This is a genomic window from Pseudidiomarina sp. (assembly GCF_048267825.1).
Classification (GTDB): Bacteria; Pseudomonadota; Gammaproteobacteria; order Enterobacterales; family Alteromonadaceae; genus Pseudidiomarina.
On sequence record NZ_JBLWWR010000006.1, the window covers coordinates 98,770 to 112,181 of the forward strand.

Sequence of the window (13,412 nt, forward strand, 5' to 3'; positions counted from 1 at the left end):
TAAAAATGTCTGTACTGGGTAATCAATAAACCACTGCTGCAGCGCTGTACGCTGCTCTTTGAGTGTTTCTAACGTCAGGTACTGCGTTACATCAAACGTAACCGCAAGCGCCACCAGTAAGGCAATGACACTGACGACAACCCATTTTTTTAATGACATTTTCGGTCCTTTTTAAACTGCAGGTTAAAAGCTAAATTCCAGCCGCATGCGTGCGTGTCGCGGTTCTACTGGAAATGCCAGCGTTGAACCAAAGTAGCCACCTTCGAATACTGGCGACCAATTGTCTTGGTCAGTCAGGTTGAGCACTTCAAGACGCGCATTAAACGCCGGTGTTACCTGCCAACTTAGGTTCATATTCACCAAGTGTTGGTCGCGAATCATCACAGTTTGCAAATAATCCAGTGGGTACGATTTTGTATACGAGATATCACCACCTAATTGCCATTGGCTGGTGAAACTCCAACCCCAAGCGGCCGACAACTGCACCGGAGGGATACCCTGCACACGCTGATTTGAGGGTGAGAATGCCGCAAAGTTCGGTGCACCAACTCCGGTTCCTTCAATAATATCAGGGCGCGAATTGTCGAACGCGTCAGCAACTTGGCGGCTGTCTTGAAATGCTGCGGAGTTGTCAAAACGCGCATCAATATACGTTGCTGCTAATGTCATCCAGTAGCCTGATTCGTGCCGGTAGTTCCATTGTGCTTCAACACCTCGAGTAAGAATACCTGAGTTTGAACCATCGCGGTTACGCAGACTGCGCGTTTGTTCAAATACCGCTGCATCAGCATACCAGCGCTCGCCTTCTGGTTGGTATTTCATACCCACTTCATACAAGGTGTTTTCAGTCGCAAAATTCTGCGAATCAATTGCTCCCGCAGCATTCAAAACATGTCCACCGGCCATCGAGTTCGAGGTAGAATCGCTCCAATATGCAGTTGCATACAGATTCATATCTGGCGTCAGTGCAAAGCGAGTATCGGCATGCCATGCAAACAACCAGTCCTGATAAGTATCCGCGGCAGGTGTGACGCCATCTGGTGCTATCGGGTCTCGCGCCGATACATCATAATAATCCGCGCGCGCGCCAAACCGCGACGACCAGGCATTAGTAAAGACGAACTCTTGCTGAGCAAACACACCAAACTGAGTGCTGTTCGAGTTGGTCGTATCCGATAGATTGAAATCACCGACACCATCGCCATCACGATCATACTGGGCGCCAGGCGAAACAAACAGGCCGGGCCGGAGCTCAACCAAACGAGCTTGTTGCGCTTCGGTGAGCGGAATTCGACGTGCCTCTAAACCTGCAGTCAGGTCGATAGGTAAGTCGGCCTCAGTAGTAAACTGGCTGTACCCCAGCACATCATTAATGCGGACATTGGCACCAAGCGTTGTACCTTGTTGCCAGTGCAGCTCAAACCTATTTTCAAAGGTTTCGGCACCATCAATAATCTCGACGAAGCTATTTTGATTAATACCCTCACGATTAAGGTGCTGATAGTAAGTTCTATTCACGAGCGTCAAGTCGTTACTCAGCTGACGCGAATAGGTCGAGTGCAGCAACCAAGTTGTTGCGGTATTTGTATCGAGCGGATCAGTGAGCACTTGTGAGCGCGGAATTCGAACTTGCCCAGTAGGACTGATTACTGCAAACGCACCCGGCACTTCTGAGCTATTCGGTTGCACACCTATACCCGTAATGTATAGGTTATCGTCAATCAGTGCTTGCGTAGGCCGGTTAATGCCCGCGTTGTCTGTCCATTGCGCGTCATAGTATTCAAGGCTAACGGCCCAGTCACTTTGGGCGTTAGGTTGGTAACGGTACGCAACAACAATGCTATCGCTGCGCAACCCGCTGTAGTCATAAAAGCTTCCCTCGTCGACATATTCCGCGCTAACCCGCAGTGCTTGTTGATTCGGTGCAAGCACCCAGTTTTGGTCAACTTGCAAACGGTTTTGCTGCCACTCACCGATGCGCCCGACTAATTTTGTCGCAGCTTCATCGGTATGTGCCTGCTTTGGCTGCAAGTCCACAAAACCACCAACGCGCTGAGTGGTTCCCAACATAATAGGCGGCGCACCACGGGCCACTACAATACCCTCAATACCATTTAACGACAGCGGCACACCCAGCCCGTTGTTACCTGCCTGCCGACGCATGCCGGCTTGAAACAGCTCACCAAGTTGCCCGCGAATACTTGGTAAGGAAGGGGTACCAAATCCGCTCGGAGCGTAAGCACTGGGCGCAAAGCGCGCAATATCATGCAAATTATCAACCGCAGTTGCTTGCATCAACGACGCATCAATAACGGTAACGCCACGGGTAATGTCATGTACTGCATCGGACAAGCCAAAAATTCCTGACACAGGCTGCTCATGGGGCATGACCGTTTCATTGGCCTCACCAATAACATCAATTACTTCAATTGGTTGGTCTTTTTCTTGCGCAAAGACAGCCAATGGCGAGAGTGCCAGTAAAACCCAAACTTTCATTTTTGTTCCTTAAACTAAAGACCACTGAGCTCTTACCCGAAATACCACCGAAAAGATCAACAACCATACCATACTGATTGCTTTACCAAGCGCGTTGACCGTGCTTTACTCGTAATTATCCTAGCGCTTTTTAAGAAAATTCCCATGACCAAAACTCGCGACCAAGCAACCAAAACTTCGGATTCGCTCAACGACTTGCTGAACCACATTGCGCGTGACACCGAACTTCACTTCGAGTCTGGTCTTTGTGGTGCTTGGACACTCGCAATGACGGACCCGCAGCACGTTGGCTTTCACCTTGTGACTCGCGGTCACTGCTGGTTTGGTCTAAGCGAAGACCCAAAAGAACTGACGGTGCAACGTCTGGATGAAGGCGCAGCAGTTTTTGTCAACCGTGGAGTTTCTCATTTTCTAAGCCATACTCGGGTGCCGCTTGAGCTTAGCCAAAACCAACTCAAGCAGCTCTGCGAACCTGCGCATATTAATTCGGGTATGGTGTGTTACGATGTTTTAGCCGAAGGGCAAGCCATCGACTTGTTCTTTCAACTTCTACCTCGGTATGTCATCTTCACCAGCGCTCAACAAACCGACACCTTAAAAAACATTATTCAGTTGATTCGAACCGAAGCTCAGCTCGGACAACCCGGCGCTAAAGCTGCGATTCAGCGCCTTAGCGATGTATTCACGTTACACCTTTTACGTCAAATGTTAGGTTCAAACCAGCTGTTAAATGGTCCTTTCGCCGCTCTACATGACAAACATCTCAGTGCTGTTCTGGCAGCCCTTATCGAACATCCTCAGCGTAGTTGGTCCGTGCCAGACATGGCGAGCCGCGCCTTCCTATCCGAAAGCGCTTTTGCCGAGCGCTGCTATCGCATCACTGGACTAACCCCCAAAAAGTTACTTGATCAGGTGCGCTTGCATATCGCTACTACGTTATTGCAACAGCCAAACCTGCAGCTTGATTCCATCGCGACCAAACTAGGCTACCAATCCAGCACTGCTTTCTCACGTTTTTTCAAAAAATACATGGGTGTCACCCCGTCATCATTCCGGCAACACAACTAAAACCCTTAATTGCCCAACAGAAACAGGGAGCTTCTACGGTTGCCCTATTATTCTCACTGATTCGGTCTAAAGTTGATGTTACGAACAGCAAATTTGGAGACCAATTATGTCAAAATTTACCCTTCACACTATCGAATCAGCTCCGGAAGCAGCTAAAGATTTACTTCGTAAATCGGAGAAATCAATGGGCATGATTCCTAATCTACATGCTGTCATGGCCACCTCACCAGCGTTGTTAAAAGCCTACCAACAATTGCATGAAGATTTTACGAACGGCAGTTTTAATGCAGAAGAAATGACTGTTGTGTGGCAAACCATAAATGTGTTTCACGACTGCCATTACTGTGTTCCTGCGCACACCGCAATCGCTAAAAGTATGGGCGTTGACGGTGACATCACGGCATCCATTAAAGCAGGTAATGAACTCGACGACGAAAAACTTGAGGCTCTGCGCCAGTTTGTTCTGAGCATGTTAAAGCAGCGCGGTAATGTGGCCGACGACGTGTTAGAAAACTTCTATTCCGCTGGGTTTAGCCAACAAAATGTGCTGGACGTTATCGTTGGTCTTGCTCAAAAAACAATGAGTAACTACACCAACCACATTGCGCAAACCCCTATTGACCAACCCTTCAAAAAGTTCGCCTAAAGGAGCTATACGTTTATGAATCAACTTGAAAAACGACTGGCTTGGTCGCTGCTAACACTGCGTTTGAGTGTGTTTATTGTGATGCTCGTATGGGCGCTTGATAAATGGATTAACCCTGGGCATACCGCTGCAGTTTTCGACAACTTCTATGGCATTAGTGGTCTTGGCGAAATGGCAGCCGCAGTGCTCGGGGGCTTACAGATTATTTTATGTATCCTGTTTGTGCTGGGTGTCGCTAAGTTTGTAACCTACGGGATTATATTCATCCTGCATGGCGCTTCAACATTGTCGTCTTATGCGCAATATCTCGATGCTTTCAACAATCTCTTATTTTTTGCAGCATGGCCAATGTGGGCGGCCTGTTTCACGCTGTTTATTATGCGAGATCATGACCGCTTTACTCTTGGTGGTACAAAACAATAACCTAAAACCGCCACGCATGGCGCGTGGCGGTAGCCTATTTCTGTATTAGTTTTCTAGGTAAGCTAAAAACTCTCGAATTCGGTCAGCATTCTTACCCACATCGCTGCGCCCGACGCGCGATTTGCTGCGAATGTCTAGCTGCGTTTCATCAGCTTGGGCGCGAATGCGAATTACCACGTCATCCTTGAAGCCAAACCAAGTGGTTGTATCCGTTGCTTCAATACGGCCTTCATCACGGTCGCCCGCGACAAGCTCCCAACCCATGTCTTTCACAGCAACAAGTGCTTTATCGTAAAGCTCCTCGGTTGTAAGGTTTGAGCGATACGTTTCAAGATCAGGATAAGCTTTAAGTTGTTGCTCTGCGGTTTCGGGCCCCGCGTATTCAACAGGGTTAGGTGCATCGGCTCGCAACGATGCAATGGCAACAAACTCCGGCGGATTCTCCGTATCAGTTGTTATGTCATGAATTGGCGGCACACTGCGCGCCTTCTGCAACTGGCTATAGGGCATCCAAACTGCAACTGCTGCAGTAATGAGTGCAATAATTGACAAGGTTGCGCGCGTTCCTTTTGGGCGCTGCCACACAAGCCATACAATCAGCAACACGCCCGCACCAATTCCAATGTATGCAGCCCAACGCAATAACAAAAACGCTGTGCCTAGCTCAAGCACTTCAAACCGGTACAGCGGCCCTGCGACAAGCAGTAATAAAAGAGACAAAATGCCAAGGGCAATCAGTAGGTCATTAATTTTTTTCATAGTTATAAACGCCTAGTTAGTCGACTGGATTAATTAGTTTAGACTATAGCTACGAAAACTAAGCGTAGCGAGATCTATCACAACAAAAAAGCCCACCTAAAAAGGCGGGCTTTTGCGTTTATTCCGTGTCAGCTATTACGATTCGTTTGGCACAATTCGTAATTCGACACGTCGGTTCTGCTGACGTCCACTGGCCGTGCTATTGTCTGCTATCGGCATGGTTTCACCATAGCCAATTGTTGTCACACGACGTTGATCAACACCATTACCCACCAAATGATTGCGCACCGAAAGTGCCCGTGTTTCTGACAAACGCTGGTTATAGTCAGCAGCGCCTGTGCTATCGGTATGGCCTTCAACTAACATCGTTGTTTTCTCATACCGATTCAGCACTTTCGCCACATCAATAAGCACTGGGTCAAAACTTTGCGCAATACTGGCGCTATCTGTCGCAAACGTCACATTACTTGGTAATTGCAAACGAATATTGTCGCCATCACGAATAACTTCAACGCCGCTACCAGCAAGCTCTTCACGAAACTCTTCTTCTTGCCTGTCCATGTAAGCACCAATCGCACCACCGGCTATGGCACCAGCAACAGCACCCCAAACATAACGACTTTTGTCATGATCACCGGTGCCTTTGCCAATGACAGCGCCAGCAATGGCGCCAATGGTCGCGCCTTTTTGTGCATTACTCATGCTTTCACAGCCCACTAAAACAAGCGATGATACTGCGACTGCTAAGACTAATTTTTTCATAATGCTAAATGTCCTTTTCTACTCAATGATAGATAAAATTTAGCACAGTAAAGATTCGCTGCACTGCAGTTTGCGCCAATTTAACTTTAGAAAACCGACTACTTCTGGTTTCGAACAAAAAACGCGACAACTGCCGATGTAATAACACCCATAGCAACAGCACCAATAACAGCCTGCATCATATAACTTTGTAATGAAAAGTAGTCTAATGCCTGCGCCTCAGTCATGTTGCCACTACGTACTGCAAACTCGACCATGTTGGTAAAAAAGTGAGGTGACACGATGGTATGTGCCAGCCACTGCGTTAACGGTGACAAAATAGCGACCACAACGGTAATTCCCACGCCACTCATAAAACCTTGTTTCCAGGTCATGCTACCGTTCAATTCTTTATCGCGTTTTTGGCGAAGGGCAAATACATACACGGCAATGGCAACAACAGCGAACAGATTCGTCCACACCATGTGGTATTCAATGTAGGTGCTATGCAAGCCAACAAGGCGCTCAACAAGCAACCAAAGCAACATCGCCACGCTGAAAATAAAGCCCCAGCGGATCTCAAGTTTATAATTATTCATCAAGCACCTTCTTCGTACTTTGTCGGATGGTTACGCGGCAACTCGAGAACGAATACGTTTAATCGCTTGGCTATGCAGTTGCGATACCCGTGATTCGGTTACATCCAGTACTGCGCCGATCTCTTTGAGGTTTAACTCTTCTTGATAATAGAGCGTCATGACTAATTTTTCACGCTCGGGAAGGGAATCTATTGCATCCATGAGCAAAAGTTTAAGCTGCGCTGCACCAATTTGTGCTTCGGGCTCAGCTTCTTCGGCATCATTCGACTCAGCGCCCGGGCTTTCGCCGACAACTTCGTCATAAGACAATATAAGACCATTATTGGTATCTAGCAACAGCTGATGATAGTCGTTGACCTCCATACCCAGTTCTGCAGCAATCTCACGTTCTTCCGGTATGCGGCCAAGCTGTTGCTCTAAACGGCGGATGCTTTGCTCCAACTCACGCCCACTGCGACGCACACTTCGTGGAAGCCAGTCTCGACTGCGAAGTTCGTCAATCATTGCGCCGCGAATGCGCTGATGCGCATAGGTTGAAAACGCGACGCCAGACTCTGGGTCAAAACGATCAACACAGCCCAGTAAACCTTCAACACCTGCTTGAATCAAATCATCGACATCCACCCCGGCCGGCAGCTTTACTTTTAAGTTAAAAGCCTGCCTCCGAACCAGTGGGTAATACTGTTCGATTAAGCTGTTTTTGTTGATTTTACCTTCCGCTGTATACATAGTTTTCAGCCTGAAAATACCAAAACATCAATGTCTAAATAAGCCTGCGCCACGCGCTGAATGTTATTCAATAAACCTTTGCGTGACGCCATCGGAGGGTGTAGCGCAATGATACGCTTGGGTCCGCCGGCTTGCTTCATGGTTTTAAGCGCTTCATAGGCTCGCTTAAAACTGTTTATATCGTTGTCAATCCATACGGCCCATCTAGGGTAAGTACTTACCAACTTATCCATGTTTCGATAATCAGACGCAACCGGAATAACCCGCCACCGCGCTGGATCACCGACCCATTTCTTACCTTGCTCGGCCCAACGATGAAATACGTTAACCGCTTGCAAAGCTTGTTCCTGGCTGAGTGTATTTAATCCTAACACCACAACTTGCTCAACGTCAGCCTGTTGCTGAACGGGCGACGCAGATTGGGTCACTGTTTCGGTTACTGTATCACCGTCGTTACGTTTCGCGGCCCACTGCCGTAAGCTCGCTGCTTGATCACTCATGATTAAATTCTTATGCCTCTACATCGCGGCCAGCGGCCACCAAAGACTCATAGGCTTTCACAACATGCAAAATAGCAGGTACCAATTTGTCACCCTGAACGCGACCACGCTTACCGCTTAAACTCAGCAGGTCACCACGTAAACCTGCAAAATTGGCCGCACTTTGATATTCAACATGCATTGTTATTCCTGCTAAAGCCGCTGCTAACCCCAAATGGTATCGTTCCATTGCTGTTCTATCTGATTGCGGTTTTACCTGCTCAGCGAGCGCACGCCAAGCCAACCGCGTTAAACGCGCATATTCTTCTGTTTGTAACATCATACGTGCCCGCTCGCTAACTTGATCTGCGGTGCAATGCCCGTCAACCAACCAATAGCGCCGTTGAACCGGGTTTTTACCCGTTCCGCCGTGCAGTTCGCCAGCAATGACCTGATATACCTGTTCGCTTTGATCTGACTGGGCAGCCGCAATGGTTAGTTCAAGCCGACGCCGTTCACCGCGATAATTGATCGTATGTTTTGCCAGCGGAATACCGTGTACCTTAATCAGCTCACTCACACTATAACTGCGCCCATTGGCTTGCATCCGATGGTTCACGTTTAATGTCGCCAACCAACCGGTTTGATGCTCGCCAAAAATATCTAACAGCGTGGTTTCGGGCAAATAATCAAACAATTGCACAGGCGCGAACGCCATGTCTGGCAATATTGGCATGTCGCGGTGCTGCAATACAGGAGGCAACAGCGGCAAACCTTTTTTATTTAACCCCAAATGTGGCGTTAAATGCCGCCAACCTTGCAGTGGTTGCGGCGCAGCCCAACGAATCACTTCCAGTTGGTCAGGGAAAGCCGCGGTTTGCCACTGTTCCGGCAAAGCGCCCGTTTGCATGGCTTGAATGAACAAATCGAAGTGCGGTATCTGTGCACGCAGTATCTGCATACTGGCTTGAATTAAATGACCATGGGTAAATACTTGGCTGGGCTCTAACTGATTCCCAGAAGCTTCCCACTCGCTGGCGGCCAGCATGGAATCATTAAGTTCTAACGTTAACGTATCTGCAATGAGCTGCTCAATGTCGGGCACACGTAAATCTTCGGGTACCTGTTGCCCATTAGAAATTGCCTGCACCTGCAGCTGATGCCGAATTACGGTATCCAACACACCGCCCATGCGTGCCGTTTCATCCAACTTGGTGAGTATACAGTCGCTAATCGCAAGTTCGCTTTCCTGGGCGATGCGCTTATAAATTCGCGCTACTTCGTCCAAGGTTTCTTGTTGTGCTGCCGCATTCAATAACAACACAATGCGTGTCGCGTCACTGTAGTCGGCACTACCTAACGCGGCAATTTTTTGGGCCAGTCGCTGATCACGTTGGCTCATGCCCACAGTGTCTACCAGTACTAAGCGTTTGCCCTGCATTTTTTCCGCCAGAGCATCCAGGCTATCGCCATCCGCCAATGCGTGCATTTCAACGTCAAGCAGCTCCGCATAAATAGCGAGTTGTTGTTGTGCACCAATTCGGTAACTGTCCGTGGTCACGAGCAATAAGCTGTCGTTACCGTGCTGCATCACATAGTTTGCCGCCAGTTTCGCTGTAGTCGTGGTTTTACCTACGCCTGTAGGCCCCACCAACGCCATAACACCCCGGTGTTGCAATAGTTCCCAGTCGGCCGGTTGCATGTTGGATTGGTGCGCCACGCGCGCCAATAATTGTTGCTGCAGCCATTTCAGTGAATCGGCATAGTTTTTGCTCGAATGATTTAAAGCGCTGGGCAACAACGCAACCAATTGACGTGCCAGCTCGTCGCTAAAGCCTCCCGCGCGCAACTGCCGGTATAAGCGTTTACGATTATCATCGGGCACCTTTACACCCTGCTGCTGACTTAACAAGGCGCGCATGTCTTGCACATCGCTTAATAGCTGCTCTGCAACACTCGAGAAGTCTGCATTTGATTGCGGCAACTGCGTTTGGGCCGCGTCATTATTATGTAGTTTCGCTAAGTCGGCCTCGCCGATAGCAAATACTTCGGCACCACTGGCCACTTTTCGGGACGACACGATCACCGCATCCTCACCGAGCGCATCACGCACTTTGCGCATCGCATCTTTATGACTGGCTGCGTTAAAGCGCTTTATGGTCATGCTGACCCTCCGATTACACTCACTACTTTAATCGTTCGATCATCTGGAATTTCAGCTTGCGATAGTACCACCAAATCGCGCAATTGGCGTCGCAAGAAATGAGCTAATAACGGTCGTAAGTGGTGTGGTACCACAACCACAGGCGCTAGACCCATTGTTTCAGCGCGTTGCATCGCTTGCTGAGTTTGCTCTTGTAGCGTCATGGCAAGGCCCGGCTCCAACGAACTGTTTTGTTGCAGAGCCTGGCTCAACATGTTCTCGAGCGAGACATCAAGACCAATAACTTGTAACTCGCGTTCACCACCAAACCATTTCTGAGTAATATTACGCCCCAGCGCCATGCGCACTCGCGCGGTTAATTCGTGCGCATCGGTTTGCTGCCCTTCAAACTCCGCCAGGGTGTCGAAAATTGTTCGTAAATCGCGAATTGAAACATCTTCGTCCAACAAGTTTTGCAACACACGCTGCAGGGTCGTCACGGTAACACATTTGGGCACCACGTCTTCAACCAAGGCTTTGTTTTCTTCTGATAGCTTATCAACCAATTGTTGCACTTCTTGTCGACCCAGCAAATCCGACGCAAAACGTTGCAACAAATGGTTTAAGTGCGTGGCAACCACAGTACTGGCATCTACCACTGTGTACCCGTATATTTGCGCATGTTCACGTTGATCTTGTTGTATCCAGATGGCTGGCAAACCGAATGCCGGGTCGGTGGTAGCGATACCGTCAACGTCACCGCTCACTTGACCAGGGTTTATCGCTAACCAGCGGTCAGGGTAAATTTCAGCGCGACCAACTTCTCCACCTTTTAGGGTGATGGTATAGGTGTTCGGCTGCAGTTCTAAATTGTCACGAATATGCACCACAGGCGGTAAAAAACCGACTTCTTGTGCGAATTTTTTTCGCACGCTTTTAATACGGCCAAGCAGTTCGCCCTGTTGATTGTCATCAACCAATGAAATCAAGCGATGGCCCACTTCCATACCCAACGTATCAACCAACTGAACGTCGTTCCAACTCGCTTCGGGTGCGCTAAATGAAGGTGCTGGCACCGCAGTATTTGCCTGGGCATCAGCAACTTTTTGCTTGCTTTGTTGTTGCTGCAAGTACCAAGCGAAACCACCCAGCATGGCGGTGAACAATAAGAAAATGAAATTCGGCATGCCCGGCACCAACCCCAACATACCAATTACACCAGCAGCCAGCATTAACACTTTAGGGCTCACAAACAACTGCTTGATTAATTGCTGTCCCACGTCTTGTTCAGTGTTCACGCGCGACACGGTAACGCCAGCTGCAGTAGAAATGATCAACGCAGGAATTTGTGCCACCAACCCATCACCAATGGTTAGAAGCACGTATGTTTCTGCAGCTGCACCAGCACTCATGTTGTGCTGCATAACGCCAATCAGTAGGCCACCAATGATATTCACTACCATGATAACCATGCCAGCGACTGCGTCACCACGAACAAATTTACTTGCGCCATCCATGGAACCGTAAAACTCGGCCTCTTGCGCAACTTCCTGACGACGACGACGCGCTTCTTCTTCACCAACTAATCCAGCGTTAAGGTCAGCGTCGATTGCCATTTGTTTGCCAGGCATTGCATCCAAGGTAAAGCGCGCACCTACTTCGGCAATTCGGCCGGCACCTTTGGTAATTACCATAAAGTTGATGATCACCAAAATTAGGAACACCACCAGGCCGACAGCAAAGTTTCCGCCTACCAAGAACTGTCCAAAGGCCTCAATGACTTTACCTGCTGCATCGCCCCCATTATGGCCTTCCATCAGCACTACGCGTGTTGAGGCCACGTTCAGCGAGAGGCGTAACAGCGTTGAAAAAAGCAGTACTGCAGGGAACGCAGCAAACTCTAGCGGCTTTTCCGTGAACATGCTCACCAACAACACCATCAATGACAGCGCGATATTGAAGGTAAACAAAAAATCCAAGGCAAACGGCGGGAGTGGCAATACCATCATCGCCAAAATAAGCAAGATAAGCACCGGCCCGACAAGCACTTGATACTCTGCTGAACGCAGGCTTGAGGCTAAACCATTTAAACTTAAATTCATGATGCCGGCACCTCAAAATCTGACGGAATAGCAATTGCTTTCGGCATCGGCGGAGTCACCGCAGCCCCTTGTTGAGCTCGTTTTAATTGGAAGGCCCAAGCCAAAACCTCTGCCACAGCCGTGTACAACGGCGCTGGAATTTCATGGCCTAAATCAACATGCGTATGCAGAGCACGTGCTAGCGGTGCAGCTTCAAGGCGGGGAACGTTATGCTCGTCGGCAAGTTTACGAATTCGCTGAGCCACTAAGTCTGCTCCTTTGGCAACAACGCGCGGCGCCCCCATACCATCTTCATCATACTTTAGCGCAACCGCATAGTGCGTGGGGTTGGTCACAATCACGTCAGCCTTGGGCACTTCAGTCATCATCCGACGTCTCGCCATTGCTTGCTGTTGCTGCCGAATTTTTCCTTTAACGTGGGGGTCGCCGTCTGTTTCTTTGTTTTCACGCTTTACTTCATCTTTGGACATGCGCAGTTTCTTGGTGTGTGTGAACAACTGAAACGGCACGTCAAAGGCAACTACAACCAGTAACGTTAACACCATCAAGAAGCAAGCCATTGCCGCCAAACTCATTGCCTCAACCAAGGCTTGTTTAACTTCAAGACTCATAAGGCGCAAAAACGTTGCTTTTTGTTGCCATAAAAACAGAATCAACACGCCACCAACCAAAACCGTTTTTGCAATTGCTTTGCCCAGTTCAGCCAGTGCTTGCGAAGAGAACACACGCTTTAACCCTTTAATAGGGTTTAATTTTTCAAGTTTTGGTGCCATACCTTTGGCTGAAACAATCCAACCACCAAGTAGCGCTGGTGCCACTAAGGCAAATACCACCATAGCGGCAAATAAGGGCAGTAACGAGAACAATGCGGACTGTCCGAGTTCAAGCACGTTTTGAAGCATGGGGCCTGACTCAGCTATTTGCGAACGATCAAACAGAAATGCCTGCTCCATCACTAAACCAAGATTTTGGTACATGGAGCTGCCCATCACCCAAAGCATAATGACGCCACCAAACAGGATCACAAACGTGGTCAGCTCGCGCGAACGCGCAACCTGACCTTCTTCCCGAGATTTGTCTAATCTTCGGGCCGTGGGTTCTTCTGTCTTTTCCTGATCGCTGGATTGCTCGTCTGCCATTTGCGCTTGTATTTAAGTGACACGTTGGGACCATGCCGACAAGTATGCCGCAAGGCAAATGGCTTTGAAGGGAAGAAAAGGGGGGTTA

12 protein-coding genes are annotated in these 13,412 nt (G+C 48.8%); 3 read left to right on the plus strand and 9 right to left on the minus strand.

Annotated elements, in window-relative coordinates; translation table 11 throughout:
- Positions 1–183 precede the first annotated feature (183 nt).
- Positions 184–2,496 carry a TonB-dependent receptor gene (locus ACN0UN_RS06900; protein ID WP_417659353.1) on the minus strand — a complete coding sequence of 771 codons (2,313 nt, stop codon included), beginning with the start codon at positions 2,494–2,496 and terminating at the stop codon, positions 184–186.
- 144 nt (positions 2,497–2,640) lie between these two features.
- Here ACN0UN_RS06900 and ACN0UN_RS06905 point away from each other — a divergent pair, with 144 nt between their 5' ends.
- From ACN0UN_RS06905 to ACN0UN_RS06915, 3 genes are all read left to right on the plus strand, one after another.
- Positions 2,641–3,564: an AraC family transcriptional regulator gene (locus ACN0UN_RS06905; protein ID WP_417659354.1), complete on the plus strand. Its 924-nt coding sequence runs from the start codon at positions 2,641–2,643 to the stop codon at positions 3,562–3,564.
- Between the two features lie 106 nt (positions 3,565–3,670).
- The gene (locus tag ACN0UN_RS06910; RefSeq protein WP_417659355.1) at positions 3,671–4,210 is read left to right on the plus strand and encodes a carboxymuconolactone decarboxylase family protein; all 540 of its coding nucleotides are present in this window, start codon (positions 3,671–3,673) and stop codon (positions 4,208–4,210) included.
- A gap of 15 nt (positions 4,211–4,225) precedes the next feature.
- Positions 4,226–4,633, plus strand: coding sequence for a hypothetical protein (locus ACN0UN_RS06915; protein ID WP_417659356.1), 408 nt, complete (start codon positions 4,226–4,228; stop codon positions 4,631–4,633).
- Positions 4,634–4,678: 45 nt separating this feature from the next.
- Here the strand turns inward: ACN0UN_RS06915 and ACN0UN_RS06920 are convergent, their stop codons facing one another.
- The 8 genes from ACN0UN_RS06920 to flhB form a co-directional block, all read right to left on the minus strand.
- Complete coding sequence (locus ACN0UN_RS06920) at positions 4,679–5,392, minus strand: DUF1499 domain-containing protein (protein WP_417659357.1); 714 nt, start codon at positions 5,390–5,392, stop codon at positions 4,679–4,681.
- Positions 5,393–5,527: 135 nt separating this feature from the next.
- On the minus strand, positions 5,528–6,154 hold the full coding sequence (locus ACN0UN_RS06925) for an OmpA family protein (RefSeq protein WP_417659358.1): 627 nt from the start codon (positions 6,152–6,154) through the stop codon (positions 5,528–5,530).
- Positions 6,155–6,252: 98 nt separating this feature from the next.
- Positions 6,253–6,732 carry a DUF4199 domain-containing protein gene (locus ACN0UN_RS06930; RefSeq protein WP_417659359.1) on the minus strand — a complete coding sequence of 160 codons (480 nt, stop codon included), beginning with the start codon at positions 6,730–6,732 and terminating at the stop codon, positions 6,253–6,255.
- Positions 6,733–6,762: 30 nt separating this feature from the next.
- Positions 6,763–7,461 (minus strand): RNA polymerase sigma factor FliA, encoded by a 699-nt coding sequence (locus tag ACN0UN_RS06935; protein WP_417659360.1) that lies wholly within the window; start codon positions 7,459–7,461, stop codon positions 6,763–6,765.
- Positions 7,462–7,466: 5 nt separating this feature from the next.
- Positions 7,467–7,961, minus strand: a complete 495-nt coding sequence (locus ACN0UN_RS06940; RefSeq protein WP_417659361.1) for a hypothetical protein — start codon at positions 7,959–7,961, stop codon at positions 7,467–7,469.
- A 10-nt stretch (positions 7,962–7,971) separates the two neighbouring features.
- Positions 7,972–10,104, minus strand: coding sequence for a flagellar biosynthesis protein FlhF (flhF, locus tag ACN0UN_RS06945; protein WP_417659362.1), 2,133 nt, complete (start codon positions 10,102–10,104; stop codon positions 7,972–7,974).
- Positions 10,101–12,185 carry a flagellar biosynthesis protein FlhA gene (gene flhA, locus ACN0UN_RS06950; RefSeq protein ID WP_417659363.1) on the minus strand — a complete coding sequence of 695 codons (2,085 nt, stop codon included), beginning with the start codon at positions 12,183–12,185 and terminating at the stop codon, positions 10,101–10,103. Before flhA ends, flhF begins: the two co-directional genes overlap by 4 nt.
- Complete coding sequence (gene flhB, locus ACN0UN_RS06955; RefSeq protein WP_128352492.1) at positions 12,182–13,324, minus strand: flagellar biosynthesis protein FlhB; 1,143 nt, start codon at positions 13,322–13,324, stop codon at positions 12,182–12,184. The genes flhA and flhB overlap by 4 nt, the downstream gene beginning before the upstream one ends.
- Positions 13,325–13,412 lie beyond the last annotated feature (88 nt).